Source organism: Oscillospiraceae bacterium CM (genome assembly GCA_022870705.1).
Lineage (GTDB): Bacteria > Bacillota > Clostridia > Oscillospirales > Oscillospiraceae > Sporobacter.
Genome location: CP072107.1, coordinates 1,700,284 through 1,726,823, shown reverse-complemented (window position 1 = coordinate 1,726,823; position 26,540 = coordinate 1,700,284). Strand labels below are relative to the sequence as shown.

The 26,540-nt window shown below is 52.7% G+C and carries 32 protein-coding genes, 1 tRNA gene and 1 pseudogene; 24 read left to right on the top strand and 10 right to left on the bottom strand.

Going from position 1 to position 26,540, the window contains the following annotated elements:
- The first annotated feature begins 31 nt into the window (after window positions 1-31).
- Window positions 32-1,207, top strand: a complete 1,176-nt coding sequence (gene nifS, locus IZU99_08515; protein ID UOO37291.1) for a cysteine desulfurase NifS — start codon at window positions 32-34, stop codon at window positions 1,205-1,207.
- A 54-nt stretch (window positions 1,208-1,261) separates the two neighbouring features.
- Here nifS and IZU99_08510 read toward each other — a convergent pair whose 3' ends face one another.
- Window positions 1,262-1,774 carry a ferritin gene (locus IZU99_08510; protein ID UOO37290.1) on the bottom strand — a complete coding sequence of 171 codons (513 nt, stop codon included), beginning with the start codon at window positions 1,772-1,774 and terminating at the stop codon, window positions 1,262-1,264.
- 52 nt (window positions 1,775-1,826) lie between these two features.
- Window positions 1,827-2,384, bottom strand: a complete 558-nt coding sequence (locus IZU99_08505) for a DUF2284 domain-containing protein (protein UOO37289.1) — start codon at window positions 2,382-2,384, stop codon at window positions 1,827-1,829.
- Window positions 2,385-2,483: 99 nt separating this feature from the next.
- On the opposite strand from IZU99_08505, the gene IZU99_08500 reads away from it, so the two are divergent.
- The gene (locus IZU99_08500) at window positions 2,484-2,717 is read left to right on the top strand and encodes a PLDc N-terminal domain-containing protein (GenBank protein UOO37288.1); all 234 of its coding nucleotides are present in this window, start codon (window positions 2,484-2,486) and stop codon (window positions 2,715-2,717) included.
- Window positions 2,718-3,107: 390 nt separating this feature from the next.
- On the opposite strand, the gene IZU99_08495 is transcribed toward IZU99_08500, so the two are convergent.
- The 5 genes from IZU99_08495 to IZU99_08475 all read right to left on the bottom strand — a co-directional run bounded on the left by IZU99_08495 (window position 3,108) and on the right by IZU99_08475 (window position 5,153).
- Window positions 3,108-3,380 (bottom strand): hypothetical protein, encoded by a 273-nt coding sequence (locus IZU99_08495; GenBank protein UOO37287.1) that lies wholly within the window; start codon window positions 3,378-3,380, stop codon window positions 3,108-3,110.
- A 92-nt stretch (window positions 3,381-3,472) separates the two neighbouring features.
- The gene (locus tag IZU99_08490) at window positions 3,473-3,766 is read right to left on the bottom strand and encodes a hypothetical protein (protein ID UOO37286.1); all 294 of its coding nucleotides are present in this window, start codon (window positions 3,764-3,766) and stop codon (window positions 3,473-3,475) included.
- The gene (locus IZU99_08485) at window positions 3,745-4,008 is read right to left on the bottom strand and encodes a hypothetical protein (GenBank protein ID UOO37285.1); all 264 of its coding nucleotides are present in this window, start codon (window positions 4,006-4,008) and stop codon (window positions 3,745-3,747) included. The genes IZU99_08490 and IZU99_08485 overlap by 22 nt, the downstream gene beginning before the upstream one ends.
- Window positions 4,009-4,320: 312 nt before the next feature.
- Window positions 4,321-4,869, bottom strand: a complete 549-nt coding sequence (locus tag IZU99_08480) for a hypothetical protein (protein ID UOO37284.1) — start codon at window positions 4,867-4,869, stop codon at window positions 4,321-4,323.
- Between the two features lie 211 nt (window positions 4,870-5,080).
- Window positions 5,081-5,153, bottom strand: a tRNA-Ala gene (locus IZU99_08475).
- 196 nt (window positions 5,154-5,349) lie between these two features.
- Between IZU99_08475 and IZU99_08470 the strand changes: the two genes are divergently transcribed.
- Window positions 5,350-5,952 carry a flavin reductase gene (locus tag IZU99_08470; protein ID UOO37283.1) on the top strand — a complete coding sequence of 201 codons (603 nt, stop codon included), beginning with the start codon at window positions 5,350-5,352 and terminating at the stop codon, window positions 5,950-5,952.
- A gap of 60 nt (window positions 5,953-6,012) precedes the next feature.
- Here the strand turns inward: IZU99_08470 and IZU99_08465 are convergent, their stop codons facing one another.
- On the bottom strand, window positions 6,013-6,498 hold the full coding sequence (locus IZU99_08465; GenBank protein UOO37282.1) for a YbaK/EbsC family protein: 486 nt from the start codon (window positions 6,496-6,498) through the stop codon (window positions 6,013-6,015).
- A gap of 327 nt (window positions 6,499-6,825) precedes the next feature.
- Here IZU99_08465 and IZU99_08460 point away from each other — a divergent pair, with 327 nt between their 5' ends.
- The 21 genes and pseudogenes from IZU99_08460 (at window position 6,826) to atpC (ending at window position 23,855) form a co-directional block, all read left to right on the top strand.
- Window positions 6,826-7,176, top strand: a complete 351-nt coding sequence (locus tag IZU99_08460; GenBank protein ID UOO38799.1) for an Asp23/Gls24 family envelope stress response protein — start codon at window positions 6,826-6,828, stop codon at window positions 7,174-7,176.
- A 52-nt stretch (window positions 7,177-7,228) separates the two neighbouring features.
- A complete protein-coding gene (locus IZU99_08455) occupies window positions 7,229-8,995 on the top strand; it encodes a DAK2 domain-containing protein (protein ID UOO38798.1) in 1,767 nt (588 codons plus the stop codon).
- Between the two features lie 140 nt (window positions 8,996-9,135).
- A complete protein-coding gene (locus tag IZU99_08450) occupies window positions 9,136-9,321 on the top strand; it encodes a hypothetical protein (protein UOO37281.1) in 186 nt (61 codons plus the stop codon).
- 185 nt (window positions 9,322-9,506) lie between these two features.
- Window positions 9,507-9,926: a nucleoside-diphosphate kinase gene (locus IZU99_08445; protein UOO37280.1), complete on the top strand. Its 420-nt coding sequence runs from the start codon at window positions 9,507-9,509 to the stop codon at window positions 9,924-9,926.
- Between the two features lie 34 nt (window positions 9,927-9,960).
- Window positions 9,961-10,365, top strand: coding sequence for a nucleoside-diphosphate kinase (gene ndk / locus IZU99_08440; protein UOO37279.1), 405 nt, complete (start codon window positions 9,961-9,963; stop codon window positions 10,363-10,365).
- 315 nt (window positions 10,366-10,680) lie between these two features.
- Window positions 10,681-11,736 (top strand): IS30 family transposase, encoded by a 1,056-nt coding sequence (locus IZU99_08435; GenBank protein ID UOO37278.1) that lies wholly within the window; start codon window positions 10,681-10,683, stop codon window positions 11,734-11,736.
- A gap of 364 nt (window positions 11,737-12,100) precedes the next feature.
- Window positions 12,101-12,514 (top strand): SoxR reducing system RseC family protein, encoded by a 414-nt coding sequence (locus tag IZU99_08430; GenBank protein UOO37277.1) that lies wholly within the window; start codon window positions 12,101-12,103, stop codon window positions 12,512-12,514.
- Between the two features lie 55 nt (window positions 12,515-12,569).
- Window positions 12,570-13,889 carry an electron transport complex subunit RsxC gene (gene rsxC / locus IZU99_08425; protein UOO37276.1) on the top strand — a complete coding sequence of 440 codons (1,320 nt, stop codon included), beginning with the start codon at window positions 12,570-12,572 and terminating at the stop codon, window positions 13,887-13,889.
- Between the two features lie 18 nt (window positions 13,890-13,907).
- Window positions 13,908-14,930 carry an RnfABCDGE type electron transport complex subunit D gene (locus IZU99_08420; protein ID UOO37275.1) on the top strand — a complete coding sequence of 341 codons (1,023 nt, stop codon included), beginning with the start codon at window positions 13,908-13,910 and terminating at the stop codon, window positions 14,928-14,930.
- A complete protein-coding gene (locus tag IZU99_08415; protein ID UOO37274.1) occupies window positions 14,923-15,504 on the top strand; it encodes an FMN-binding protein in 582 nt (193 codons plus the stop codon). The genes IZU99_08420 and IZU99_08415 overlap by 8 nt, the downstream gene beginning before the upstream one ends.
- The gene (gene rsxE / locus IZU99_08410; GenBank protein ID UOO37273.1) at window positions 15,501-16,121 is read left to right on the top strand and encodes an electron transport complex subunit RsxE; all 621 of its coding nucleotides are present in this window, start codon (window positions 15,501-15,503) and stop codon (window positions 16,119-16,121) included. Before IZU99_08415 ends, rsxE begins: the two co-directional genes overlap by 4 nt.
- On the top strand, window positions 16,118-16,699 hold the full coding sequence (locus IZU99_08405) for an RnfABCDGE type electron transport complex subunit A (protein ID UOO37272.1): 582 nt from the start codon (window positions 16,118-16,120) through the stop codon (window positions 16,697-16,699). The genes rsxE and IZU99_08405 overlap by 4 nt, the downstream gene beginning before the upstream one ends.
- Before the next feature lie 17 nt (window positions 16,700-16,716).
- Window positions 16,717-17,547 (top strand): Fe-S cluster domain-containing protein, encoded by an 831-nt coding sequence (locus IZU99_08400; GenBank protein ID UOO37271.1) that lies wholly within the window; start codon window positions 16,717-16,719, stop codon window positions 17,545-17,547.
- A gap of 186 nt (window positions 17,548-17,733) precedes the next feature.
- Entirely contained in the window at window positions 17,734-18,621 is an 888-nt protein-coding gene (locus IZU99_08395) for a F0F1 ATP synthase subunit A (protein ID UOO37270.1), read from the top strand.
- Window positions 18,622-18,633: 12 nt separating this feature from the next.
- On the top strand, window positions 18,634-18,855 hold the full coding sequence (gene atpE / locus IZU99_08390) for an ATP synthase F0 subunit C (protein ID UOO37269.1): 222 nt from the start codon (window positions 18,634-18,636) through the stop codon (window positions 18,853-18,855).
- Window positions 18,856-18,876: 21 nt separating this feature from the next.
- On the top strand, window positions 18,877-19,356 hold the full coding sequence (gene atpF / locus IZU99_08385; GenBank protein UOO37268.1) for a F0F1 ATP synthase subunit B: 480 nt from the start codon (window positions 18,877-18,879) through the stop codon (window positions 19,354-19,356).
- Between the two features lie 2 nt (window positions 19,357-19,358).
- Window positions 19,359-19,577, top strand: a complete 219-nt coding sequence (locus IZU99_08380) for a F0F1 ATP synthase subunit delta (protein UOO37267.1) — start codon at window positions 19,359-19,361, stop codon at window positions 19,575-19,577.
- Window positions 19,578-19,586: 9 nt separating this feature from the next.
- Window positions 19,587-21,094 (top strand): annotated as a pseudogene (locus tag IZU99_08375) (F0F1 ATP synthase subunit alpha).
- Entirely contained in the window at window positions 21,094-21,969 is an 876-nt protein-coding gene (atpG, locus tag IZU99_08370; protein ID UOO37266.1) for an ATP synthase F1 subunit gamma, read from the top strand. The pseudogene IZU99_08375 and the gene atpG overlap by 1 nt, the downstream one beginning before the upstream one ends.
- A gap of 3 nt (window positions 21,970-21,972) precedes the next feature.
- On the top strand, window positions 21,973-23,364 hold the full coding sequence (locus IZU99_08365) for a F0F1 ATP synthase subunit beta (protein ID UOO37265.1): 1,392 nt from the start codon (window positions 21,973-21,975) through the stop codon (window positions 23,362-23,364).
- Window positions 23,365-23,441: 77 nt separating this feature from the next.
- Entirely contained in the window at window positions 23,442-23,855 is a 414-nt protein-coding gene (gene atpC / locus IZU99_08360; protein UOO37264.1) for an ATP synthase F1 subunit epsilon, read from the top strand.
- Between the two features lie 77 nt (window positions 23,856-23,932).
- Here the strand turns inward: atpC and copZ are convergent, their stop codons facing one another.
- Together copZ and IZU99_08350 are read right to left on the bottom strand one after the other, a co-directional pair.
- Window positions 23,933-24,139 carry a copper chaperone CopZ gene (gene copZ / locus IZU99_08355; GenBank protein UOO37263.1) on the bottom strand — a complete coding sequence of 69 codons (207 nt, stop codon included), beginning with the start codon at window positions 24,137-24,139 and terminating at the stop codon, window positions 23,933-23,935.
- A 45-nt stretch (window positions 24,140-24,184) separates the two neighbouring features.
- Window positions 24,185-26,443: a copper-translocating P-type ATPase gene (locus IZU99_08350; protein ID UOO37262.1), complete on the bottom strand. Its 2,259-nt coding sequence runs from the start codon at window positions 26,441-26,443 to the stop codon at window positions 24,185-24,187.
- Between the last annotated feature and the right edge of the window lie 97 nt (window positions 26,444-26,540).

Here is a 26,540-nt window from a genome sequence, read left to right as displayed (position 1 = left end):
TCAAAATACTATGAATTAATGGGTGGTATTCATGTCAAACGTGATTTACGCGGATAATGCCGCGACGACTTTTTTATCAAAACACGCGCTGGAGGCGATGCTGCCGTACTTGACAAGCGAACCGGGTAACGCATCCACCGTCTACGCTTACGGGCGGCGTGCCAAGCGTGCCGTAGAGGAAGCGCGTATACAAGTTGCTGCCGCCATCGGCGCAAAGCCGGAGGAGATTTATTTTACGGCGGGCGGCACCGAGGCCGACAACTGGGCCATTAAGTCCGCCGTTGCGCGTCAGAAGAACAAGGGTAAACATATTATTTCAACGGCCATCGAGCACCACGCCGTGTTGCACACGCTCCAATTCCTCGAAAAAGAGGGGTACGACGTGACATTTTTGAAGGTCGATTCAAACGGCAATATATCGCTTGACGACCTTCAAAACGCGATCCGGGAGGACACGATTCTTATTACTGCGATGATGGCCAATAATGAGATTGGGACGATTCTGCCGATTGCCGAGATCGGGGCCATCGCGCGCGAGGCCGGGATTCTCTTTCATACAGACGCCGTTCAGGCCGTCGGCCACATCCCGGTGGATGTGAAGGCGCTGAATGTCGACATGCTGTCCCTCGCCGCGCACAAATTCAAGGGTCCGAAGGGCGTGGGCGCCCTCTATGTCAAAAAAGGGCTGCGCCTGCCACCGCTTCTGCACGGCGGCGGGCAGGAGCGCGGCACGCGCTCCGGCACCGAAAACGTCCCCGGCATCGTCGGCCTCGGTGCGGCGATTGAAGAGGCGGTTTCAAACCTACCTGAGACGATGGCGCGTGTTAGTGCCATGCGCGACCGGCTGATTCAAGGGCTTTTAGAGCTTCCGTACACGCGCCTCACCGGTGACCCGGTGAACAGGCTGCCGGGCACGGCCTCCTTTGTCTTCGAGTGCGTGGAAGGGGAGTCGATGGTGCTTATGCTCGATCAAAACGGCATCTGCGCGTCGTCCGGCTCGGCCTGCTCGTCCGGCTCGCTTGATCCCTCGCACGTGCTTTTAGCCATCGGCCTGCCACATGAGATCGCCCACGGTTCGCTGCGCCTGACGCTCAATGAGGACAATACGGACGCGGAGGTTGACGTCATGCTTGAAAAAATTCCGCAGATTATTCAGCGCCTGCGCGACATGTCGCCTCTCTGGGAAGACCGGCACGTCACAGCATAAATAAGCAAACAAAACCGGGGCCTTTTGGCCCCGGTTGCTTTTTATGTGTCTGTTTTAGAGAACGAGTGACGGCGGCGTGAAGACGCGCGTGCCAAGCTCGGCGTCAAGCATATAAAGGCCTCTGGCGTCGCTGCCGAAGAGGTCATATTTCTTGATGATCTCATCGGTGTTTTTTTCTTCCTCGTTTTGCTCTTTAATAAACCAGTCTAAAAACTGCATCGTTCTGAAATCCTTCTGCTCATAGGCCGTGGCGTAAATGCTGTTAATGGAGGCCGTCACCTTAAGCTCGTGCTCATAGGCGGCCTGCGCGGGCGCGCGGAAGTCCTCATATGTCAGGCCCGGCGCGTTGACATCGCCAAACGTTGCCCTGTGGCCGTTGTTTTGCAGATATTTCATAAAGAGCATCGCATGGGTGAGCTCTTCCTGTGTCTGCACATAAAACCAGTTGGCAAAGCCGTTGAGGTTGCTGTCGGCATAGAACGTGTGGATATCGAGATACACATACGCCGAATACAGCTCCATGTTGATTTGATCGTTAATTTGGTTAAATAATTCCGGACTAAGCATCATAGGCCTCCTTTTTATTTTCATTCTATCATGGACTGGGTAAGATTTCAATTTAAGACGCTTCCGTATTGAAAAAGATCAGGCTGAAATACGTGACGATGTTGTTGCCGCAGTCATACGAGATGCCAAGGCTTGAGGCCGTCTCCATAATCAGAACGCCGTGGCTTTCAACAGATGACAGGCGCTCGTCCGGGAAGCGGCAGGGCCCATCGGGATATGTGCAGTCGTCACAGATCCGGCACCCGGTCGACAGCGCGAGCACTTCACCGAACCGGTCGCGAAACGCCCGGCGCAGGTCAAGCGTCACCTTTTCGTGGTCGCGCTTGGCCACAAGGCAGATGTCGTTGTTCATGCTGTCGGACACTTCGGCAACGGTGGAGAACAAAAAGACATGCTCGTAAGCTTTGAAGGCGTCCATACACGTTTCAACAGACGGGATCACAGGTGGGCACGCCCACGACTTGCCGTACCGCGGACATGTCGTCTCGCAGATAAAGCGCACCTTATCGGAATATACAAGCTCCTCCGGCTTCAAAAACGCGTATTCGCAAATGGGATAATCGCCAATCAGCCCCTCAATCGCCGCCTTAAAATCCTCGCCGCTCGTCATAATGTGTCTCCTTGTTGTATGAGTATTACAGATAATTTAGATTGATAAATATCTGGTAAAATAGTAAAATTATCTTACTAAAACAGGGGGAAGAAGAACGTGTTTATCGATTATTTGATTAGTTATTTTAACATCTTCGTTTTGGTGGCCATCGTCGGAGTCGCTGTTTATGTCTTTTTCGACGCCCTGAAAAAAAGCCGCCATATCATCACATCGCTCGGTTGGGCGCTGTTTGCATTGCTTTGTTTGCCCCCGCTCGGAATAATATTCTATTTCTTCTGGAGAAAGCGCATTATGCCACACAAGCAAAAAGGCTCATGTGATGACCGGTAAATTATCAGTTCGTGTTCATACAATATCATAACACCCACTCGCGTGCTGTAACTATATCACAACCCGGTAATGTAAGTGACAAAAAGAAGAAGGCCAATGCCTTCTTCTTTTCAGTGGAGATAAGCGGGATCGAACCGCTGACCTCTTGAATGCCATTGCCAGGGATTATGTTTTAATAGCTCATTTCTGCTCACGTCTGGTCACGGCAAATCCCTTGTATTTTCAAGGAATTCATCATCCTAGGACACAAATAGTACATACGTTCATTGCGCGGTCTAAATCAACGATTTTAATCAAAAATTCGGAAAAATGTTAGAACAGTGTTAGAAGAAACTCACTATTACAGAAATTAAGAGAGGAAATAGACTTGTAGGATTATATCCGATTAAGTCATTTCTTTTCTTTCTTTTTGCAACTTTTTAGTGACGTTGCAATATCATTAAATAAACAAAGCACAAACAACGCAGAAAAATCATCCTCTTTGTAGAATGCTTCAATATAGTTATATGATACACCTAGTAAGATTCTAATTACATCAATCATACCCTCTCTACTTGGCGCAGTACTCCATATGTTTTTCCCAAAATCATTCTCACTTATATCTACTCCATATATTGTATTAAAGACAGTTGCATGAGCGTATTGACAACAATATACATACATATGATAGTAGTCTGCTAACGCGCTTTTATGGGCTAGGTCATAAAAAGTAATTCTATCCCTTTGGATAATGGTACTTGCCCATTGATAATCATTTAGGAAGTCATCACCAAACGAGAAATCTTTGAGTTGTTTTTAATTCTAACAATTAGTTGATCATTAGATAAAGATTTTGCAATTTTCAATCTATTCGTATTACAATGTTTCATAAATTTTTCTGCAATTAAGTCGTCATTATTTATAACTAAATTATAGAAAACCGAGGTTTCATAAAGCGCTCGGCATCTTGCTAACGCCCCTGATGCAAAACCTCCTTGTAATAAAAATATAACCTCATTTAAGGTCTTACAAAATAGCATTGATAACCTTATTTTAGCTTCTCTTTCCATGAATTCGCTTTAGCATATGTATAACCTATTTCGTCTAAAAACAAATACAATAATTGTAACTTTGTTATTATTGTTTTATCTCTGCTTCCTAAATTGATGTTTAATTCATTATATATGTCAGTTAAGGTGTTTCCATAATATTCCACAACCTGATCAATTCGTGATGTATCAGATTTTGTAATATCGTTGGTAGTAAACCAATCATTTATCAAAGTTAAGTATTTATTAACGGTTGATCTCATATATGTTCCTCACTTTCTAAGAATATAAAGAATATGTATAGTAAAATATTACCACCTTAAGTGGCCAGAATCAATATATTGGTTATTCATTAGCCTACCCTTGTCAACAGGCGCCGCGCGGGGTGGAGATATTCAGCGCGCTCGTCCTGCCGAAAATACAACCCGAACCCGTTGACAACAGCACAAGCGCATAATGGAAGCAAGGGTGAAACGCAATATGCGTTTCACCCTTGTTGACATTTGCGCGCTGTGGGGGTTGCATGGGGCTTGGAATAGACGCGCAGACTTTATAACGTTGCAAAATAATATTTATTATGTTGCAATAGACTTACCAAGTAGCATTCGCGTATAGTTATTATTATATTCTATAAATAATTCATAGTCTAAATAGTATTTCTTTTTCGGTTGTCCTATTTTGTGATATTCAAGTTTAAAAATGATTTTTGTTTTGGGAATGATCAAGTTGAATTCCGGCGGTTGGCTATTTGTTAGGGATTGTGTTGAAAGCGTCGAAATGTTCGTGTAACCGAAAGTATAGTGACGATTAAAAGCATTCTTCTGGCCTACACCAACAACACTGCCCTTTGATTTTTCTGCAACATTACTCTGTTGTATGTCGTTCCAGAATATCTCAAATTCTTTCATTTCATATTGAATTTGACTCTTTCCACTGTTCGTAAAATTTATATTATAATCAATTGTTGCTATACCAGCACTTGGATTATCTTGCACAAAAGTATCAACATTGACAAATGATAGAACAGGCCTCCATTCCTGGGAATATGCTATAATTTGTAACATTGCTACGATTATTGAAACAATAAGGGCAATTGAGGAGATTATTATTGCAACGACTTCCAAACATATCACTCCTGTAATTAATGTCTTTTTACTTTACTATAACACATATTTCTTCCAATTCTAGATAATTTAGAAAACTACTTAACTTAAATTATTGCTTGATACAGATTTTCGGCGTCCGATCCGCCGAAAATACAACCAATACACTTTTTCACCCCCAACCCCCCCAAAAAAACAAAAAGAAGAAGGGCAATACCTTCTTCTTTTTAAGTGGAGATAAGCGGGATCGAACCGCTGACCTCTTGAATGCCATTCAAGCGCTCTCCCAGCTGAGCTATACCCCCATATGCAGTTGTGGTGTGGTGTGCCGTTTTGTCCCGGCGCTCGTTGCCGTGGATGTCATGTTAACACAGGAGGCCGCTTTTTGTCAAGGCAAAAATGCGGCTTTTTACGGCCTTATTCATCTTGAAGCGGCGCATATGGGATGGTACAATAAGCGTAAGACAGCCCGGCATTTTGCACGGGGGAAGGAGAGCCTTTATGAACAACAAAGCCATGTACAAGCTTGTTTACGGCCTGTTTGTCCTGACGGCGCAGGATGGTGAAAAGGACAACGGCTGCATCATCAACACGGCCCTGCAGGTAACGACGGCACCCAACCGCGTGACGATGACCGTCAACAAACAGAACCTGACGCACGACATGCTCCTGAAAACGGGGGCGTTCAACCTCTCGACGCTTTCGGAGGACGCGCCGTTTTCCGTTTTTCAGAATTTCGGGATGCAAAGCGGTAAAACAGCCGACAAATTCGCCGATTTTAAAGACGTCTACCGCAGCGAGAACGGCCTTTTGTACCTCACGCGCTGGGCCAATTCGTTCATTTCCGGCAAAGTCGTCACAGCCACGGACATCGGCACGCACACGCTTTTTCTCGCCGACGTGACGGACGCAGAGGTGCTCTCCACCGCAGACTCAATGAGCTACGCGTTTTATCAGAAAAACGTCAAGCCCGCGCCGCCGAGACCGGCCGCCAAAGGCTGGCGCTGCCGCATTTGCGGGTATTTTCACGAAGGGGAAGACCTCGCGCCCGATTTTATTTGCCCCGTCTGCAAGCACGGCGCGGCGGACTTTGAGGAAGCCTAACAAACACAAAACCGCCGGAAGCTTTCCGGCGGTTTTACTTTAATTTATAATAATTATCTTTTAAACGGCTGCGTCCTGCTCGGGTACGAAACAGACGTCCACCCAGCCTTTGGCTTTGGAGAATTTGAACAGCTCGTCAATCGTCAGCTCAATGGCGCTTGTCCCGCTGCCGGCCGCCGGAAAAACCGTATCAAACCGGAGCAGCGACTCGTCGAGATAGACGGGTATGCCGGGCTTGATACCAAAGGGGCAGACGCCGTCTGCACCGTGGCCGACCATGTCTGGAACCTCTTCAGGAGAGAGGAAGGACTCCTTTGAGGAAAAGTAATCGCAGAACTTCCGGCTGTCGATGCGCGCATCGCCCGCGCAAATAATGAGCATGCAGCCCTTATCGGTGCGGAAGGAAAGCGTTTTCGAAATTCTGGCTGTGCAGACGCGCAGCGCTTTGAACGCCGTTTCAACCGTCACAGGTGACGGACCAAGTTCGATGATTCTGTCCTCGATGCCAAACTGGCGAAAATGAGCGCGCGCGGTCTCAGTAGACATATAAAGCCCCACACATAATAAAATGAAAGGGAAAGCTGTACCAGAATAAACGGTGACGTCATTCTAGCACACCAATATGAGGCAGTCAATTTAAAAAAACACACAAAATAAACAAAGTTTTGCTGATATAAGTGGAACTTTGACGGCAAATATCACCGGATGTGGTCTGCAAGGCATCAGAAAGGCGGTTCGGCGCGGAAAACGCTGCCGTTCGGGATGGCTCGGCGATGATTCGGGCTTGTAGTTTCTTTGGCGGTGTAATATAATATGGGCGCAAATTCTGCACTTTCGCAGGCCAATCAACATGAGAACGGAGTTGGGTCGATGATAACGCTTCAGACGGAACAGGGATATATCCGCATTGCCAGCGACGTCTTTACAAATCTCGCCGGGACGGCCGCGACGAATTGCTTCGGCGTCAAGGGGATGACCGTCCGCTCGATGACAGACGGTCTTGTTCACTTGCTGAAACGAGAGTCCATGGGCAAAGGCGTCCATATCACATATAATGATAACGGCACCATTTCAATCGAGCTTCATATTGCCGTGGATCAGGGCGTCAATATACCCGTCCTGTGTACGAGCATCATTGAAGAAGTTCGTTACAAGGTGTCCCTGGCGACCGGCGTGGACATTGAGAGCGTCGACGTTTATGTCGACTCTATGATTATAGGCTGAGCGAGGGGGAAGCTGTTTGACACGTCAGATTACCGGTGCCTTATTGACATCCATGATTCTCAATGGCGCGGCGGCTATTGAGAACCATAAAGGCGAAATTAATGAGCTCAACGTTTTCCCGGTCCCGGACGGGGACACGGGTACCAATATGAGCCTCACTATGGGGGCTGGGGCTGCGGCGCTGTCGAATGCGCCCGTCGCAACCGTCGGCAAAGCCTCAGACGTCACAGCCGCGGCGCTTTTGCGCGGCGCGCGGGGCAACTCCGGCGTCATTTTATCTCTATTATTCCGCGGTATTGCACGCCGCCTCAAAGATTTGGAGACAGCTGGCGCGGCCGATTTTGCCCAAGCAATAACCGACGGCGTCGATTCGGCATACAAAGCCGTTATGAAGCCCGCAGAAGGGACGATTTTAACCGTCTCGCGCCTTTTGGCCGAGGCCGCCGTTTTAGAGGCGGAAAAGACGGATGATATTGAAGCCGTTTTGGAAGCGTCGCTCAAGGCGGGTGGTGAGGCGCTGGCAAATACCATCAATCAAAACCCGATTTTAAAGAAAGCCGGCGTTGTCGATGCCGGGGGAAAAGGCTTTTTGTATATCATGGAGGGTATGCTTAAAGCCCTGCGCGGCGTTACGGTCTTTCAAAACGAAACAGGCTCGGTCGGGGCCGAAAAAGCCGACTTTTCGGATTTTGAAACGGCGGATATTAACTTCACCTATTGTACGGAATTTATCGCCGGACGGGCCAGCACGAAAGACGTCGGCCTGCTCCGCGCGTTTTTAGACGCGCTGGGCGACAGCGTCGTCGTCGTCGATGATGACGAAATTATTAAAGTGCATGTGCATTCCAACGAGCCGGGTGCCGTCCTGACGGAGGCGCTGACGTATGGCCCTTTGCTCTCCGTTAAAATAGAAAACATGAAAGAGCAGCACACAGGCAAGCTTGTCGAGACGCGGGCGCCCCAGCCGGAGCCCGCCGCGCTGCCGGAAGCTGGCGAAGCGGCGCCAATGCCCGAACCAGCCCCCGTGCCGGAAACGATACCCGAGCAGTCAGAGGCGATGCCATTTTGGGGGGCAAGCATGCCGGATGTGCCGCCTGCAGAAAGTGTGCCGGATGAAACAGCGGTCGCTGCGCCCGACGATGACGTTCTGAGCGAGCCGGAAAAGGATTTTGCGGTTGTCGCCGTCTGTGCCGGTGCCGGGCTCTGTGGTGTTTTCCGCGAGCTGGGTGCCGACGCGATCATCATCGGCGGGCAGACGATGAACCCTTCAACAGCCGACATCCTCGCGAAAATCGAAGCGGTGCCGTCGCAGACGGTTTTCGTCCTGCCGAACAATAAAAACATTATTATGGCCGCGCAGCAGTGCATGCGCCTGACCGAGAAAAAGGTTGTCGTCATCCCGACGAAGACGATGCCGCAAGGGATCTCCGCCATGATCGCGCTGGACGTCGGCGCTTCGGTGACGGAAAATATTGCGCTCATGGAGCAGGCCGCCGGGCGCGTTCACACGGCGCAGATTACCTACGCCGCGCGTGACTCATCGTATGACGGGCATGTCATCACAGCGGGTGACTATATCGCCCTGCTGGAAGATACGCTTGTTGCCACAGGGAAGGATACGGCCAGCCTTGTAGACGCCGTTGCCGTTTCTTTAGCGGCGTTTTCACCGGAGTTTATCACGGTTTTTTCCGGTGAGGATGTTGATGCCGAGACGGCGGACAGTGTGCTCAAAAGACTGACAACGGCCATTCCGCAGGCGGAGGCTTCACTCGTAGACGGCGGCCAGCCCGTCTATTACTTCTTGATATCAGCAGAATAATGAAAGACGCAGCTGCTCAAAAGGGGTGGCTGCGCTTTTTTGCACGATTTTAATAATTTTTATAAGAAAATTTTGTGTTGTTATTCCGATTTATTTGGTGTAAAATATTTAATAATCACAAATGAGCGGGAGGCATAATCATGAAGTTTTTCCGGATGGTATTTTTCGCTGTTACCGCGATTCTAGCCATAGCCGCTGCAATTTCCGCGCTTGTCTATTTTAAAGACGAGATTGTGGAATGTCTGATGGATTTTACAAAAAAAGTCGAGGCAAAGAGAACAAAGTTATTCCACAGTGAAGAGTTTACCGATTACGCGGATATTTAATAAAGCGCTCCGGGTCGTCAAGAGCCCTGACCACAGAATAACATGACGATGACGCAGAAGGAGAGGTTTGGCCTCTCCTTCTGTTTAAATGACCAATTTCAGCGGTAAGTCGTATGACGCGCCGCTGTTTTTGTAAAAGTTAAAATGCATTCAATCATAAATGAAACGGCAAAGGGGAGAAGACAATGGCAGAAGAAAATACTTTTATTATGCTGAAACCGGATTGTATGAAAAGAGGGCTCATCGGTGAAATCGTGACGCGGATTGAACGGAAGGGCTATCGGATTATGGATGCAAAAATGGCCAAACTGTCGGCCCCTTTCCTGTATGAGCATTATGCGCATCTGGCAGAGCAGCCGTTTTTCCCTCTGATTTTAAAGCATATGCTGTCCGGCCCTGTTTTGGGACTTATTGTCCGCGGTGAAAATGCGGTGCTCGGCATGAGCATCCTCGTCGGTGCCACAAAATTTGAAGACGCCGAGGCCGTCACAATCCGCGGCGATTACGCAGCCAGCACGAACAACAATCTTATTCACTGCTCGGATTCTGCCGAGATCGGTGAAATTGAGATTAAGAGGTTTTTCAGTTATCTGGCGGAAAAATAATTGGCGCTGCGCGCCGAAAAGGGGGTAACGGGTGATGGCAGACGAGAGAACATTCGTCATGCTCAAACCGGACTGTATCAAAAGAGGCCTTATTGGTGAGGTTATCAGAAGAATCGAGCGGAAAGGCTACAGAATTCTTGACGTTAAAATGAGAAATTTAACACATGAATTTCTAGAGGAACATTATGCGCACATTGCAGACAAACCCTTTTTCCCAGACGTTGCCCGCTATATGATGTCGGGGCCCGTCTTCGGCATGGCTGTATCCGGAGAAAACGTTGTTCTCGGCGTCCGAATTCTCGTCGGCGCGACCAAGTTTGAAGAGGCGGGAGGCGGCACCATCCGAGGTGATTATGCCGAAAGCACGTCAAGCAACCTAATTCATGCATCGGATTCGCCAGAAAACGGCGAAATTGAAATAAAGAGATTCTTTAAATAAGCGGCGCCTTCGGGCGTTCTTCTCGGTTAAAATAAGATGCAATGCGCCGCGGGCAGTAAAGCCCGCGGCGATCTTTTTTCTGGAGCCGCATGGCCAAAAATTTAGTCAAACTGACAGTAATTGTCATGCAACGGCAGCGGATAACAAGATGTTGTGTCTAAAAAAATGAAAATAAACAAGCGGTGACTTTAGTAATATGTTTCGGTTGATTGTAAAATGAAATTGAACACTTGAACAGAAAAATCCATAGTGATTATTCTTCGTGGTAAAATGTAGTTCCTACACAACATCTGCCACCGAAAGGATACAATCACTATGGATAACAATGATTCTATCACAGTCAGCGCAGAACGCAAGAAAGGGCAACACTTGAGCTTGGAAGATCGTGGTGCTGTCAAAGCCCTCTTGAAGCAGGGACTTGGCGTACGCGGCATCGCCCGAAACATTGGCTGTTCACCGTCCACCATCTCATACGAGTTAAGGCGAGGTACACCGACACGGAAGAGCAACAGGGGCCAAGCACCTGGCTATTCTCCGAAACTCGGCGAGGCCATCTACAAGGCTAATCGAAGGGCTTGTGTCAAGCCCCTCAAAGCAGGCTCCTGCAAGACTTTCATTGACTGGGTAGTCAAGCAGATCCGGGAACACAAGTGGTCGCTGGATTCCTGCTGCGGATATGCGAAGCGACAGCGTTTGTACAGTGAAGATCAGATGGTTTGTACCCGCACTCTGTACAACATGGTCTGGGCAGGCTTGCTTCCCATCACGCCGACCGAACTGCCGGAAGCCTTAAAACGCAGCACCCGAAAGGCCAGGGGCAGGGAAAACAAAAAGCACTACGGCACAAGCATTTCCGCCCGTCCTGAGATCGCTTCCCTTCGTATAGAAGGCGGCCACTGGGAGGGCGACACCGTGGTTGGAAAACGAGCTGGGAAAGAGGCAGTTGTACTCTCTCTGCTGGAGAAGAAGACCGAGCACTACATCGCCATTCGTATTCCCGGAAAGACCAGTGATGCGGTGATGTCTGCCATGAAAAGCCTACGCGCTGAGTACGGGGAACGTTTTTCACAGATTTTTAAGACGATTACCGTAGACAACGGCAGCGAGTTCGCCGACTTTGCAGAAGTCGAGGCTTGGGGTTCCCAGATCTACTTTGCCCACCCATACAGCTCTTGGGAACGTCCTCAGAACGAAAGGCATAATGGACTGTTCCGGACCTTCGTTCCAAAGGGAACATCTATTGAGCAGTATACAGACGAGGACATCCTGTCCGCTGCTGATGAGTTAAATGGGCGACCCCGGAAGAAGCTCGGATACCACACGCCAGAGGAACTATTTGAAGCCTTTCTTGATTCCGAATACGCAGCCTGACGGCTGCGACAACCTTGGCACAGACAGCGCCTGCGGCACCATCTGTGTCCAAGGTTAATTGATGGGAACGATTTTGCCTCGGGGTGTTCAATTTGCACTTGCAATTTATGAGTAATATGTTTCAGTTATTTTTCGATATTTGGTATTTTCAACTGATAACGCCCAAATGCGATTGACACTCTATTAAAAATATGTTTACTTATCCTTAACCATAGGCATATCATGCGCATTTTGCCGGTCATACAATAATTCAAGTAAGAACCGCCGGAACACGGTCAACGTGTGTTATTAAAAATGCGTAGATCACTTCATATAAATGTGCAGGATCAGGCGGCAATATTATAATATTCGGAGGTGCATGTTCATGAAAACGTCTGTAGGCATTGTCATTGAGACGGACGGCAAAACTGCGACCGTCAAAGCCGGCAGGCACACCGAATGCGAAAGCTGCGGGGCCTGCTCCGGCAACAACGCCCCCCTTGTAACGGTCCGCAATCCGGTTGGCGCCCACATTGGGCAGCGCGTTGAGTTTGAAGTGCAGGAAGAGTCGTCGCTCAAAGGCGCGTTCCTGATTTTCGTGCTACCGCTCGCGGCGGCGTTTCTCGGTGTCTGGCTGGGCGGCCTTGCGGCTGTGGCACTTGGGTGGAAGATGCTTATTGGAAACATTGCAGGCGGCGCCGTCTTATTTTTCGCTTCCATCGTTGCCATCAGAGTATCGGAGAAAAAGATCAGCCGCTCGCTGTCAAGCTTGCCGGCCATTCTCAAAATCGTCAAGTAATATCCCGGTAAATCATTGCCATAGAGCAAACTAAAATAGAAAAAGGTGATTGCGTGTGTTAAAAACCTTCCGCGGCGGCGTCCACCCAGAAGAGCATAAGGACATAACGGCAGAACTTCATACCGAGTTTATGCCACCGCCGCAAAAAGTCATTATCCCCGTCAGCCAGCATATTGGCGCGCCGGGTGTCCCGATGGTCAACGTCGGCGATACCGTCAAAAAAGGCCAGCCGATTGCGAGTGCCGACGTGCACCTCACAGCTTGGGTGCATGCATCCATCTCCGGCAAAGTCGTCGAAATCGCTGAGTATCCGAGCTCTTTTAAAGATAAGAGCCTCGCGATTGTCATCGAGAGCGACGGTCTTGATGAGTGGGCTCCCGGCCTCCCGATGCAGCGCGACTTTGAAAAGCTCAGCGTCGAGGAGATTCATAAAATCGTCACAACGGCCGGTCTTGTCGGCCTCGGCGGCGCGAACTTCCCCTCGCACTTTAAGCTGACCTACGGCCCCGAAAAGCACATAGACACGCTGCTGATCAATGCCGCTGAGTGCGAACCCTACCTCAACTCAGACTACAGGGTTATGATCGAAGAGACAGACCGTGTTGTCCTGGGTGTGAAAATCGCCATGAAGTCCTTAAACGTCAAAAGATGCTTCGTCGGTGTTGAGGACAACAAGCCCAAAGCGATCGAAGGCTTTAAAAAGGCCTTTGCCAATGTGGATGGCGTTACTGTTGTCGCCCTGCCGACGAAATACCCGCAGGGTGCCGAGCGTATGTTTATTAAAGTTCTCACAGAGCGTGAGATTCCCGCGGGCAAGCGCCATTCCGATATCGGTATTGTCGGCTTAAACGTCGGTTCCATCGTCGCCATTGCCAATGCCGTTGAAAAGGGTATTCCGCTCATCGAGCGCGTTATCACCGTTTCCGGTGACGCCATTGCCCAGCCGAAAAACCTGCGCGTTCGGATCGGCACAAGCTTTAAAGATATTGTTGAATATTGCGGCGGGTACTCCAAAACACCCAAAAAGATTATTAACGGCGGCCCGATGATGGGTTATGCACTTTCCGATCTCAATATCCCGGTCATCAAAGGCGTGGCCGGTATTCTTGTGATGAGCAAGGACGCTGTGGCTGAAGACGAAGAGTATCCCTGCATCCGCTGCGGCAAGTGTGTGGACGCCTGTCCCGCCGGTCTCGTACCGAGCATGCTGAGCATTCTCTCCGAGCGCGGCAGACATACGGAAGCGCGTGAAGAATACGGCGTGTTCAACTGCATCGAATGCGGCAGCTGCGCCTATGTCTGTCCCTCGAAGCGCCGGATATTGCAGTACATCAGATATTCCAAGGCCAAAAACGCCGGTCATGGACATCATTAAACAGGAGGCAGGCGACACATGAGTTCAAATATTAAACTTGAAGAAACGCTTTTAAGCGTCTCTACTTCGCCGCACGTTAAAAATAACGATTCCATTCCGAAGATTATGTGGAATGTCAATCTGGCGCTTGCGCCGGCGGCGATTTTTGCAGCCATCTGGTTCGGCCTTCCCGCAATCATTACCATGGTTGTTGCCATCGTTGCGGCGGTCGCGACCGAATTTCTCATTCAGAAATTCAGAAAAGCCAAAGTCACGGTCGGAGACGGCAGCGCCGTTGTGACCGGTCTTCTCCTGGCGATGTGCCTGCCGCCGGCTCTGCCATGGTACATGACGGCGTTCGGCGCAGTTCTTGCCATTCTTATTGCGAAAATGGCCATGGGCGGCCTCGGCTTTAACGTCTTTAACCCCGCGCACATCGGCCGCGCCGCGTTGATGGTATCATGGCCGGCGCTCATGACATCTTGGGCAGCCAACATCACAAGCCCTGACGCGGTATCAAGCGCGACGGTCCTCAATATCGCTAAGCAGCAGGGTTACGAAACGGTTGTCAATCTCTTTGGCGATAAAACAGCGCTTTATAAAGCGCTGTTCCTCGGCACGAGAAACGGCAGTATTGGTGAAACTTGTACGGTGCTCCTGATTCTCGGCGGCATCTACCTGATCTACAAAGGCTATATCAAGTGGCAGGTCCCTGTCGTGATGATTGGCACAGTCGGTATTCTTGCTTGGGTATTCGGCGGCTTTTTCTACGGCGGCCCCGGCACACTTTTCTCCGGAGATCCGCTTTTCCACATGATGGCAGGTGGCCTGATGATCGGCGCCTTCTTTATGGCGACTGATATGGTCACGATTCCGATTACGATCAAAGGCCAGATTATTTTCGCATTCGGCTGCGGTGTCATCACGACCCTCATTCGTTTTGTCGGCGGATATCCTGAAGGCGTTTGCTACTCGATCCTCCTGATGAACTGCGTGACGCCGCTCATCGATAGGGTCACAAAACCGAGAATCTACGGCACGGGGAGGAAGAGCTATGTCTGAGCACGCGGTACATACCGATAATAATTCGAGCATTCTGAAAATAACAGTGAATCTCGCGGTTACATGTCTCGTGTCCGGCGCAATCCTTGCAGGAGCGTACTTTTTAACACGACCCATCGCCGCAAAGCAAGAAGTTCTGATGGAACAAAAATCAAAACAGGCGCTCGTTTCGGATGCGGCGTCCTTCGAAGAAGTCGAAGGGCAAAAAGAAATGTCCATCGCCAAAGCGCAAGACGGATCTATCGTCGCGTATGTCGTTTCAGTTGAGTCCAGAGGGTATGGCGGCGCCATCAAGATGCTTGTTGCTGTGACGCCGGAAGGAAAGGTTTATAACTTTAAGATCCTCAGCGCAAACGAAACCCCCGGTCTTGGAACAAAAGCCGCAGAATCCCCGTTTAAAGATCAGTTCCCCGGCAAAACAGCAGAGCAGCTCGTCGTCACAAAGGACCCCTCAAACACAACCAATATTCAGGCGATGACGGGTGCCACAATCACTTCAAGAGCCGTGACGAATGGCGTTAAAACAGCTGTTGACGAAGTTAACGCTTATCTGGGGGAGGGAAACAGCAAATGAGTCTGTGGAAAATATTCAGCAAAGGTCTTATTGACGAGAACCCCATTCTTGTCTTGGCGCTCAGCCTTTGCCCGGCCCTCGCTGTGACATCGTCTGTGCTGACGGCGCTGACAATGGGCCTGACTGTGACCTTCGTTATCTCTATGAATAACATTGTCGTGTCGATTATCCGGAAGTTTGTCAACCCAAAGGTTCGTGTTCCGGTATACATCACAAGCATAGCCACGATCGTCACACTAGCGATTTTGTTCCTCCAAGCCTTCGCGCCGGAACTGTATCAGGCGCTTGGTATTTACCTAAGCCTCGTTGTCGTATTCGCCATCATCCTGGCCAGAGCCGAATCTTTTGCGTCGAAAAACCCGGTGTTTCCGTCCTTTCTTGACGGTTTAGGCATGGGTATGGGCTTTACGCTGGCCATGATCACCGTCGGTGCGATCCGTGAGCTCTTTGGCAACGGCACACTCCTCGGCTTTAGAATCCTCGGCTCTTGGTACAATGCCCCGCTTCTGTTTGTTATGGCGCCTGGCGCTTTCTTTGTCATCGCTTATCTCGTTGGCCTGACAAAGATTTATCTCAAAAAGAAGGAAGACCGTGAAAGGGAGCGTGAAGCTGCATGACACAATATATTTTGCTCTTTGTTGGCGCGGCCATCGTTAACAACTTTGTCTTGACGCGTTTTCTCGGCCTGTGTATCTTCTTCGGTGTTTCGAAGAAGCTGGACGCCTCGGTCGGCATGGGCATGGCCGTTACCGCCGTTATGACGCTCTCGAGCATTCTCGCTTGGGTTGTTTATTCACTCGTTCTTGTCCCGCTTGGCCTCAAGTTCCTGACAACGATTGTCTTTGTTATTCTAATTGCAAGCTTCGTTCAGATGCTTGAAATGATTATTAAAAAGCTCGCGCCGACGCTGTATGGCATGTGGGGCATTTACCTGCTTCTGATAGCCACAAACTGCATCGTTCTCGGCGTTCCGCTGATTAACGCTGAAGCTGGCTATGACCTCGGCCTGAGCATTGTCAACGCGCTCGGCTCTGGCGTCGGTTTTGCACTCGCAATGATTTTGATGTCCAGTATCCGTGAAAAGCTTGAGTACGCTGATGTGCCGAAGCCGCTTCAGGGTCTTGGCATTGCGTTTATCGTTGCGGGCATGCTGTCTCTGGCCTTCCTGGGTTTCTCCGGGATGATACCCCTGTAAGGAAAGGCGGAATGAACATGGTTGAACCAATAATTTTAAATGCTGCAATATTTACAGTCATTATCCTGACCGCAGTCGGCATCTTCTTCGGGCTTGTCCTGTCGGTCGCCAACAAAAAATTCAAGGTTGAAGCGAATCCTCTGATTGAAGAGGTCGAGGAGATTCTCCCGAAGGGTCAGTGCGGTGCCTGCGGCTATGCCGGTTGCGCGGCCTACGCAGAAGCCGTTGTTCTGGACCCAGACGTCTCGCCGACGCTCTGCATCCCCGGCAAGCAGGCCGTCGCCGACGAAGTGGCCCATATAACCGGTAAGGTCGCCGAAAAGGTTGCCCCGCGTGCGGCGCATATCCGCTGCGCGGGCAATAAGGATAAAGCGAAGTTTGCCTATGAGTACACCGGCGTGAAAGAATGCGGCGCTGCCAGCATGCTCCACTTTGGTCCTAAGGAATGCAAATACGGCTGTGTCGGTTTTGGCAACTGCGTGGCTGTCTGCAATTTTGGGGCGCTTGTCATGAGCGATGACGGCCTGCCCGTTGTCGACAAAGCAAAGTGCACCGGGTGCGGCGCGTGTGAAAAGGCCTGTCCGAAAGCCGTTATCCTCATGCTCCCGCTTGACGCGCACGTCAAGGTTGACTGCAACTCGAAGGATAAGGGCGCCGTCGCCAAGAAAGCGTGCTCAGCCGCGTGCATTGGGTGCGGCCTTTGCGTCAAAAACTGCCCGTACCAGGCGGTTAAGCTTGAGAACAATCTGGCCATCGTCGATTCGGCCATCTGCGTTGAAAAATGCGGTGAGGCAACATGCGTTACCAAGTGCCCGACAGGTGCGATCAACACCGTTCGTCAAAACTGATAAGGTTCTAAAGAAAGCTTAAGATTTCAGAGGAACCATGAAATACCGCCCACAGCTTCCTCAGGGAAGTCGCCGGCACACTGAAAGGTGTGTCGGCGGGGCGGGATAGAAACTGTCGACTTGGAGCGACGGTAGCGGCGCGGCCGCTTTTCCGACCGTGCCCTCAGAGAGGACGAAAGGGAAACAATGAGTGACAACTATACGATAATAATCTCCATATTAGCCCTTGTAGGCGGGTACGTATGGCGTCGGCGGGTGGTGGCCGTGATTGCGGGCGCGGAGAAGCCGACGAAGGGGCAGAAGCGGAACAGGACGCTGGCGACGCTTGTGACGGTGATTGGCGGCTACTTACTGCTGACGAAGCTGATTGAACTGGTTTTCGGCCCGCAGGAGGCGAAGCCGCTCGAGGTGGCAATTGCGCCGGAGCGCGTCGAGCTATTTGGCCACAGTGTCTCGTCAACCGTTGTGACGTCGTGGGTGATCATCGCGGTGCTTGTGGTCATTGCCATTTTACTGCGCGTTTTCGTACTCACCCGGCTGAAGGACACGCCGCGCGGGGCGCAGAACGTTCTGGAACTCATGATCGAGACGGTCACGAGCTATACGAAGAGCTCGGCGCACGGCGTGGGCGAATTTATGGCCAGCTACATTTTCACGGTAGCGATCTTTCTGGTTGGGTGCGCATGCGCCGAGCCATTTGGCGTTCGGACGCCGTCGTCGGACATCACGCTGACGGGCGCACTGGCGATATTGACGTTTTTTATCATCAACTACTACGGCATCAAGGTCAAGGGCGTGGGCGGGCGCATCAAATCGCTGGCGTCACCGACGCCGGTGGTTTTCCCGATCCGGATTGTAACGGACCTTGCGGTACCGGTCTCACTGGCGAGCCGACTGTTCGGCAACATGCTGGGCGGCCTTGTCGTCATGGATCTTTTGTACTCGGCGCTCGGCGGCTACGCGTTGGGGATACCCAGCGTGGCGGGGCTTTACTTCAACGTGTTTCACCCGTTAATCCAGGCCTTCATTTTTGTCACATTGACATTAACATTCATAAATGAAGCAACAGAATAGGAGGATAAAAAAATGAGTTATTTACCAATCGGTGTAGGACTGTGCCTGTTTGCCGCGGCGCTTGCAGGTCTCGGAATGGGCATTGCCACGGGCAAGGCTGTTGAAGCGGTGGCGCGTCAGCCGGAGGCCTCGGGCAAGATCAACGGCCTTCTGCTTCTTGGTCTGGCGATCACAGAGTCGACGGCGATCTACGGCTTTGTCACAGCGCTCATCATGCTCTTTTCGCTCAAATAAATCAAAGTGAGGTATTGACGGATGGAAGGTCTGCATCCTTCTGACATCCTGATACACATCATCAACGTCCTCATATTGTTCATTCTGCTGCGGGTGATTTTGTTCAAGCCCGTCAGCGCGTTTCTGGCGGCACGGTCGGCGAAGGTGGAAGCCCAGCTGAAGGACGCCGAGACGAAGCAGAACGAAGCGCTCGAGATGAAGGCCTCGTATGAGCATCATATCGAGACGTATGAGGAAGAAGGCCGGGAAATCATTCGACACAGCCAGGTCAAGGCGTCACAGGAAGCCCAGGAGATCGTCAAGGACGCCCGCGGGCAGGCTGAGCGCCTGATGACCGACGCGCACGAGCGGATCGCCGCCGAGAAGGCCCAGGCGATCGCGGAGGCGCGCACGGAGGTGGCGCTTTTGGCGACGGAAATCGCCGCGCGCATTTTAAAGCGTGAGGTGAGCGCAGTCGATAACAAGGCCGTCGCGGAAGACTTTTTCCGTGAGATGAGGTAGTCATGGATAAACCAGTATTGTTGATCGCCTCGCCGTATGACGAGGGGACGGTCAAAGCGATCCGGGACGGCTTTTCGAAGCAGTACGGCAGTGAGCTGGACTTTGAAGTCGTCGAGGACAACAAGATCATAGGCGGTTTTATTGCGATCATAGATGGCAAGGTATACGACGCGAGCTACTCCTCGCGTCTGTATGAAATCAGCCGGCAACTGAGTGAATGAGGTGAATAGATGATTGATTCTTCTTTTGCAACTGTCGGCGCGTTTTTAAAACAACGGGTGACGACGGCCGAGCCGGACACGGCAGTCTACGAGTACGGCGAGGTTGAAAGCTTCAGCGACAATATCGTCCAGATCAAGGGGCTGTCACAAAGCCGCTACGGCGAGCTTCTGGAATTTGACGGCGGGGCCGTCGGTCTGACGCTGGACCTGCATTTAGGGGCGTCGGCGCGGCGCTTTTAGGCGGCAAGGTATCGACATCGAGCGTTGTGCGGCCGACAGGGCGCGTAGCGGAGGTGTGCGTGGGCGAGGAGCTTCTCGGCCGCGTGATTGACCCGATCGGCCGCCCGCTGGACGGCAAGGGCGAACTCAAGACGACGAAATTCCGCCCGATTGAATCGCCGGCACCGACGATCATGCAGCGCGCACCGGTCGACACAGCGCTGGAGACGGGCATTTTATCGGTCGACAGTATGATACCGATCGGCCGCGGCCAGCGCGAGCTGATTATCGGCGACCGCCAGACGGGCAAGACATCGATCGCCCTGTCGGCGATTATGAACCAAAAAGGGCGCGGCGTGTACTGTGTGTACTGCGCGATCGGCCAGAAGGCCTCGACGGTGTCGGGCCTTGTGCACATGCTGGAGAAAGCCGGCGCTTTGGAGAACACGGTGATCGTGGCTGCCTTCGGCAGCGACGCGGCGGCGATGCAATACATTGCACCGTACGCGGCGTGCGCCGTGGCGGAAGAGTTTATGTACAGCGGCAAGGACGTGCTCGTCGTGTACGACGACCTGAGTAAGCACGCGGTGGCATACAGAGCGATGTCGCTCCTGTTGCGCCGTCCGTCGGGCCGTGAGGCGTACCCCGGCGACGTTTTCTATCTGCACAGCCGTCTTTTAGAGCGCTCGGCGAAGCTGAGCGACGAGCTGGGCGGCGGCTCCTTAACGGCGCTGCCGATCGTTGAGACGATGGCGGGCGACATTTCGGCATATATTCCGACGAACGTCATCTCGATCACAGACGGCCAGATTTATCTGGAAAGCGAGCTGTTCAACGCGGGCATGCGCCCGGCTATCAACGTGGGCCTGTCGGTCTCGCGCGTCGGCCGTTCGGCGCAGCACAAGGCGATGCGGGCCGTTTCGGGCAGCCTGCGTCTGGACGTTGCGCAGTACCGCGAAATGGCGGTGTTCGCACAGTTTGGTGCCGACATTGATACGGCGACGGCAAACATGCTCAAAAACGGCGAGCGCCTGATGGAGCTGTTAAAGCAGAAGCAGGATCAGCTGTTTTCCCTGTCGGAGCAGACGGCGATATTGCTGGCTGTGTCAAACGGCGTGTTCACATCGTTTGACAAGCGGGACGTTGACAAGGTGCGGGCGAATTTGCTGGCGTATCTGCATCAGAACGCGGCAAACGTGATGAACAGCATCGACAAGACGGGCCAGCTGACGGACAACGACAAGACAGACCTTCTGCGCAGCTTTGAGCGGTTTGCGGCGGAAAGCGGGGAGAAGTAATGGCGAGCCCTACCGAGATACGCCATCACATCGCCGCCGTCGAACAGACGAAAAAAATCACGGGGGCCATGGAAATGGTCTCGTCGACCCGGATGAAGCGGGTCATGAGTCATATTGAACAGAATCACCGGTACTTTGACCACGTCCAAAAGACGATGAAAGAGATTCTGGTCACCGCGCAGGGCGTATCGCACCCGTACCTGAAGGACGTCCCGGCGGGCGGGCACTGCACCTACATCATCATCTCGGGCGACAAGGGTCTGTGCGGCTCGTACAATTCAAACGTTTTGAATCTGGCGCTGCGTCACATTGAAGAGCATCCGAACCACTCGATTTTAACAATCGGGAACACGGCGGAGGACTTTTTCAACGCGCGGTCGATGGTGCCGGACGTGACGTATCTGGGCATCGCGCAGGACCCGGCGCTGACGCGGGCGCGCATGCTGGTGCGCGACGTGATGGCGCTTTACGACAGCGGGAAGACGGACGAGGTGCGCCTTGTATACACGTCGTTTTACGGGGCGACGAAGAACAGGCCGGTGGAACGGCGACTTCTGCCGATCCGGCTGGACGATTACAGCGACATCGCCGACGCAGAAACGCTGGCGGACATCATGTATCACCCGACGCCGCAGGAGCTGTTTGACCTTCTCATACCGCAGTATATCCTCGGCATTCTGTTCGGGGTTATGGTACAGGCGTACGCGAGCGAGCACTTTGCGCGGATGAACGCGATGCACAGTGCGACGACGAACGCGCAGGACATGCTCAAGAGCCTGCGGACGAAATACAACCTGGCGCGGCAGAGCGCCATCACCAACGAGATAGCCGAGATTACCGGTGCGGCTGAAATCCTTAGAAAAGGAGACAGGTAAATTATGCCGAGTACGAACAGCGGAGTGCTTATCAGGATCAGCGGCCCTGTCCTGGACGTCCGTTTTGAAAACGCCGAAAGCGAGCCGCAGATCAACGATCTACTGATAACCTCCGACGGCCGCCACATGGAGGTCGCCGCGAACGTCTCGCCGGGCGTCGTGCGGTGCATCGCGCTGGAGGCAACCGACGGCTTAAGCTGCGGGATCAGCGTGGAGAACACGGGGCACGGCATCCAGGTGCCCGTCGGCAAAGAGGTCCTGGGCCGCGTTGTCGACGTTTTAGGGCGGCCGATCGATAACGGCCCGCCGATTGAGAGCACAGAGACGTGGGATATCCACCGCAGTGCGCCGAAATTTACAGACCTCACGCCGGTCACCGAGTTTTTCGAGACGGGCATCAAGGTCATCGACCTCATCACGCCGTACTCCAAGGGCGGTAAGATCGGCCTGTTTGGCGGCGCGGGCGTCGGCAAGACGGTTCTGATCATGGAGCTCATCTACAACATCGCCACGATGCACGGCGGCTTCTCCGTTTTCGCCGGCGTCGGCGAGCGCAGCCGTGAAGGCAGCGAGCTGATTCAGGATATGAAGAGCTCGGGCGCCATCAGCAAAACCGCATTGGCCTTCGGCCAGATGAACGAGCCGCCTGGCTCGCGTATGCGCATCGGCCTCACGGGCCTCACGATGGCCGAATACTTCCGCGACGAGATGAACCGCGACGTTCTCTTGTTTATCGACAACATCTTCCGTTACGTCCAGGCGGGCAACGAGGTATCGGCGCTTTTGGGCCGTATGCCCTCGGCCGTCGGCTACCAGCCGACGCTGGCCAACGAGCTGGGTAATCTGGAAGAGCGCATCGTTTCGACGAAGAACGGCTCCATTACGTCGGTACAGGCGATTTACGTCCCGGCCGACGACCTGACGGACCCGGCCCCGGCGACGATCTTTACGCATCTGGACGCGACGACGGTTCTGTCGCGGTCGATCGCCGAAATCGGCGTCTACCCGGCCGTGAGCCCCTTGGAATCCTACTCCCGTATTCTCGACCCGCTGATTGTCGGCCCGGCGCACTACAACGCGGCGCAGGGCGTCATCACGTGCCTCAACCGCTACCGCGAGCTGCGCGATATCATCGCCATTCTCGGTATGGAGGAGCTGTCAGAGGAAGACCGGAAGACGGTTTACAGAGCGCGGCGCATTCAGCAGTTTTTGTCGCAGCCGTTTAACGTTGCCGAGCAGTTTACGGGCAACAAGGGTAAATACGTGGCGCTTGCCGACACAATCCGCTCTTTTGAGGCGATTCTCGGCGGCGAGGCCGACAGTATGCCGGAGGCGGCCTTCTCCATGGTCGGCAATATTGACGACGTTTACAACAAGGCCAAGAACATGAAGTAACAAAGCGGGGGGCACGCGCCCCCCGATACCGCGCAATGAATCTCAGCCGCAGCGCGGCGGCGGAACGGACGGAACAAATGGCCAAACTGTTCAATCTGAAGATACTGACGCCGGAAAAGCAGTTTTTTGACGGCGACGCCGAGGTCCTGACGGTGACGACGACGGACGGGCGTTTCTCCTTTCTGGCTGACCACGCCCCGCTCGTCATGCCGATTGCCGTCGGAACGCTTTATGTGAAGACGCCGACAGAAACACGCGAGGTCTTCAACTCCGAGGGCTTCCTGGAGGTTCGCCACGGCGGCGTGCTCGTCTATGTCCAAGCCTGTGAAAAGCCGGAGGATATCGACGAGGCCCGCGCCGAGGAGGCGCGCCTGCGCGCCGAGGAGCGCCTGCGCCAGCAGCAGAGCATGCAGGAATACCGCCAGTCCAAGCTCGCCCTCGCCCGCGCCATGGCCCGACTCCAGGTCACCAAAGGCCGGGAAAGTGTGTAGCAGAATTTAAAAGAAAGCGCCGCGCGATTGCGCGGCGCTTTTTTTGTTCAAATCATTGAAGAAGGAGGCATTACGCGTCACATAACGTCGTAGCCTTGCTCTTCAATCGCTTCTTTGAGGGCGCTTTCCGCAACGGCGGCAGGGTCAAATTCAACAGTAACAGTCTTGCTCTCAAGACTAACAGCGACGCCTAAAACGCCCGGCAGCGCGGTGACTGCTTTTTCAACGCGGGCGACGCAATGACCGCAAGACATACCCTCGACGTTCAGTGTGATCTTTTCCATATGCATGCTCCTTTATGTTTCATAAGAATAGATTTGAATAAAACTTCAGCGCAGTTTAAAACGGCGCAGGCGCAGCGCGTTTGTGACAACGGAGATAGATGAAAACGCCATAGCGGCTCCGGCAAAAACGGGACTTAAAAGCGGCCCGCCAAAGAGATAGACGACACCGGCAGCAAACGGAATGCCGATGAGGTTATAGATAAAAGCCCAGAAAAGGTTTTGCCGGATATTGCGGATTGTTGCCCGGCCGAGCGCGATGGCGGCTGCAACGTCCATCAAATCGCCGCGCATCAAAACAATATCGGCCGATTCGACGGCGACGTCCGTCCCCGTGCCGATGGCGAGACCGACGTCAGCCTGAACGAGGGCCGGCGCGTCATTAATCCCGTCACCCACCATTGCAACCTTGAGGCCTGTCTCCTGCAGCTGGCGGACGGCACCAGCCTTGTCCTGCGGCAGCACATCGGCGAGCACATGGTCGATATTAACCTCTTTAGCGATGGTGTCCGCCGTGTTTTTATTATCGCCTGTAATCATATAAACGGCAATGCCAAGGCTTTTGAGCTGATCGACAGCCGCGCGGCTCGACTGTTTAACTGTATCGGCCGCGGCAATAAGCGCTGCTGGAACGCCGTCAATCGCAGCATATAAAAGCGTTCTGCCCGCGCCGCTCTGCGCATCGGCGTCGTGGGCGGCGATCGTTGTGTCAATACCGTGGGCGTCAAAAAGCGCTTTATTCCCGGCGAGGATCTGCCGACCTGAAACGTTGGCGTCAATGCCGCGGCCCGGCTCTGCCTGAAAGCGCGCCGGTGCCGTCAGCACAAGGCCTTTTTCTTCGGCATAAGCGACGACTGCGCGGGCGACGGGGTGCTCCGAGCCGCGCTCGGCTGAAGCGACAAGGGCGAGCACGTCGTTTTCGGGAAAGCTGTTATATGTTTTGATAGCCGTCACAGCCGGTTTGCCTTCCGTAATTGTCCCCGTTTTGTCAAGGACGACGGCGCTCACTTGATGCGTCGTCTCCAAAGCCAGTCCGCCTTTGATCAGGATGCCGAGTTGGGCGCCTTTGCCGGTACCAACCATGATAGCCGTCGGTGTCGCAAGGCCTAAGGCGCAGGGGCAGGCGATAACGAGCACGGAGACAAAAATTGTTAAAACAAAATTGAAATCCCGTCCGGCCAGTGCCCACGCGCCGGCGGAGATAACGGCAATACTCAGAACAACCGGTACAAACCAGCCGGAGACAATGTCAGCAAGCTTGGCAATCGGTGCTTTTTTACTCTGTGCATCTTCCACGAGCTTAATAATCTTTGACAGCGCTGTGTCGGTGCCGACGGCCGTTGCTCTGAAGCGAACAAGCCCTTCGCCGTTGATGCTGCCGCCGGTAACGACATCGCCCGGCTTTTTGTCGACCGGCAGGCTCTCGCCCGTGAGCATCGACTCATCCGCCGTCGTGATGCCGTCCGTCACGAGGCCGTCAACGGGGAAAGTGCCGCCGGGGCGGACGAGGAGGATGTCGCCCGTCGTCACCTCGTCAATTGGGACTTCCAGCTCGCGGCCGCCTTTTTCAATCATGGCCGTTGTCGGACGGAGGCGCAGGAGCTTCTTAATGGCCTCCGATGTTTTCCCTTTACTTTTTGCCTCCAAATATTTGCCGAGCATGACAAGCGTTACGACAACGGCGGAAGACTCGTAAAACAGGGACATCACGAAGGCTACGTCGCCGGTAAAAATCCGAACGGTTGCGTAAAGACTATATAAAGAAGCGCTGCCCGTACCGACGGCGACGAGCGTGTCCATATTCGGCGCACCTTTGAAAAGCGACTTCATGCCCCGCGTGTAAAAGCGGCTGCCGGCAATTACAACCGGAATCGTCAGGATGAGCTGCACAAGCGCGAAGAGGCGCGGGTTATGCGCGGGGTGCAAAAAGCGCGGCATTGGGACGCTGAGCGCCGGAAACATGTGTGCCATTGCAAGATACAAGACGGGCGCGGCACAGACAGCGGCGACAATGAGGCGCAGGCGCATATTATTTTCGGCCTTCTCACGGCGTTCCGCGTCCAGGTCACGTGTTTTTTCACCTTCGATATCCCGTGGTGTAAACCCGGCTTTTTCAATAGCGGCCTTAATTTCAGAGAGCTTTGTCTTTGTCGGGTCGTATTCAAACACACCGCGGTTCGTCGTCAGGTTGACAGCGGCCATCGTGACGCCCGGCAACTTGCGCGTGACGCGCTCAACGGCGGCCGAGCACGCCGCACAGCTCATACCGTCAATTGCCAGCTCTGTTTTTTTTGTATTCTCTGTCATGGCGTCCCCTTTTCAAATCCGGTCTATATGTAAATTTTACAGGACGCGCTCTTGTTATTCAAGTGCGTTTGTCACAAAGAAAAACACGGGCGCCAAA

What these genes read in the sequence shown, in the direction of transcription:
- IZU99_08510 (UOO37290.1), bottom strand. Translation starts at nt 1,774, where the DNA reads ATGCTTAGTCCGGAATTATTTAACCAAATTAACGATCAAATCAACATG.
- IZU99_08415 (UOO37274.1), top strand. Translation starts at nt 14,923, where the DNA reads ATGTCTGAGCACGCGGTACATACCGATAATAATTCGAGCATTCTGAAA.
- IZU99_08470 (UOO37283.1), top strand. Translation starts at nt 5,350, where the DNA reads ATGAACAACAAAGCCATGTACAAGCTTGTTTACGGCCTGTTTGTCCTG.
- atpG (UOO37266.1), top strand. Translation starts at nt 21,094, where the DNA reads ATGGCGAGCCCTACCGAGATACGCCATCACATCGCCGCCGTCGAACAG.
- IZU99_08455 (UOO38798.1), top strand. Translation starts at nt 7,229, where the DNA reads ATGATTCTCAATGGCGCGGCGGCTATTGAGAACCATAAAGGCGAAATT.
- IZU99_08365 (UOO37265.1), top strand. Translation starts at nt 21,973, where the DNA reads ATGCCGAGTACGAACAGCGGAGTGCTTATCAGGATCAGCGGCCCTGTC.
- IZU99_08395 (UOO37270.1), top strand. Translation starts at nt 17,734, where the DNA reads ATGAGTGACAACTATACGATAATAATCTCCATATTAGCCCTTGTAGGC.
- rsxE (UOO37273.1), top strand. Translation starts at nt 15,501, where the DNA reads ATGAGTCTGTGGAAAATATTCAGCAAAGGTCTTATTGACGAGAACCCC.
- IZU99_08420 (UOO37275.1), top strand. Translation starts at nt 13,908, where the DNA reads ATGAGTTCAAATATTAAACTTGAAGAAACGCTTTTAAGCGTCTCTACT.
- IZU99_08465 (UOO37282.1), bottom strand. Translation starts at nt 6,498, where the DNA reads ATGTCTACTGAGACCGCGCGCGCTCATTTTCGCCAGTTTGGCATCGAG.
- atpE (UOO37269.1), top strand. Translation starts at nt 18,634, where the DNA reads ATGAGTTATTTACCAATCGGTGTAGGACTGTGCCTGTTTGCCGCGGCG.
- IZU99_08445 (UOO37280.1), top strand. Translation starts at nt 9,507, where the DNA reads ATGGCAGAAGAAAATACTTTTATTATGCTGAAACCGGATTGTATGAAA.
- IZU99_08505 (UOO37289.1), bottom strand. Translation starts at nt 2,384, where the DNA reads ATGACGAGCGGCGAGGATTTTAAGGCGGCGATTGAGGGGCTGATTGGC.
- atpC (UOO37264.1), top strand. Translation starts at nt 23,442, where the DNA reads ATGGCCAAACTGTTCAATCTGAAGATACTGACGCCGGAAAAGCAGTTT.
- ndk (UOO37279.1), top strand. Translation starts at nt 9,961, where the DNA reads ATGGCAGACGAGAGAACATTCGTCATGCTCAAACCGGACTGTATCAAA.
- IZU99_08450 (UOO37281.1), top strand. Translation starts at nt 9,136, where the DNA reads ATGAAGTTTTTCCGGATGGTATTTTTCGCTGTTACCGCGATTCTAGCC.
- IZU99_08430 (UOO37277.1), top strand. Translation starts at nt 12,101, where the DNA reads ATGAAAACGTCTGTAGGCATTGTCATTGAGACGGACGGCAAAACTGCG.
- IZU99_08490 (UOO37286.1), bottom strand. Translation starts at nt 3,766, where the DNA reads ATGGAAAGAGAAGCTAAAATAAGGTTATCAATGCTATTTTGTAAGACC.
- IZU99_08400 (UOO37271.1), top strand. Translation starts at nt 16,717, where the DNA reads ATGGTTGAACCAATAATTTTAAATGCTGCAATATTTACAGTCATTATC.
- IZU99_08350 (UOO37262.1), bottom strand. Translation starts at nt 26,443, where the DNA reads ATGACAGAGAATACAAAAAAAACAGAGCTGGCAATTGACGGTATGAGC.
- IZU99_08485 (UOO37285.1), bottom strand. Translation starts at nt 4,008, where the DNA reads ATGAGATCAACCGTTAATAAATACTTAACTTTGATAAATGATTGGTTT.
- IZU99_08495 (UOO37287.1), bottom strand. Translation starts at nt 3,380, where the DNA reads ATGTATGTATATTGTTGTCAATACGCTCATGCAACTGTCTTTAATACA.
- atpF (UOO37268.1), top strand. Translation starts at nt 18,877, where the DNA reads ATGGAAGGTCTGCATCCTTCTGACATCCTGATACACATCATCAACGTC.
- IZU99_08435 (UOO37278.1), top strand. Translation starts at nt 10,681, where the DNA reads ATGGATAACAATGATTCTATCACAGTCAGCGCAGAACGCAAGAAAGGG.
- copZ (UOO37263.1), bottom strand. Translation starts at nt 24,139, where the DNA reads ATGGAAAAGATCACACTGAACGTCGAGGGTATGTCTTGCGGTCATTGC.
- IZU99_08380 (UOO37267.1), top strand. Translation starts at nt 19,359, where the DNA reads ATGGATAAACCAGTATTGTTGATCGCCTCGCCGTATGACGAGGGGACG.
- IZU99_08405 (UOO37272.1), top strand. Translation starts at nt 16,118, where the DNA reads ATGACACAATATATTTTGCTCTTTGTTGGCGCGGCCATCGTTAACAAC.
- nifS (UOO37291.1), top strand. Translation starts at nt 32, where the DNA reads ATGTCAAACGTGATTTACGCGGATAATGCCGCGACGACTTTTTTATCA.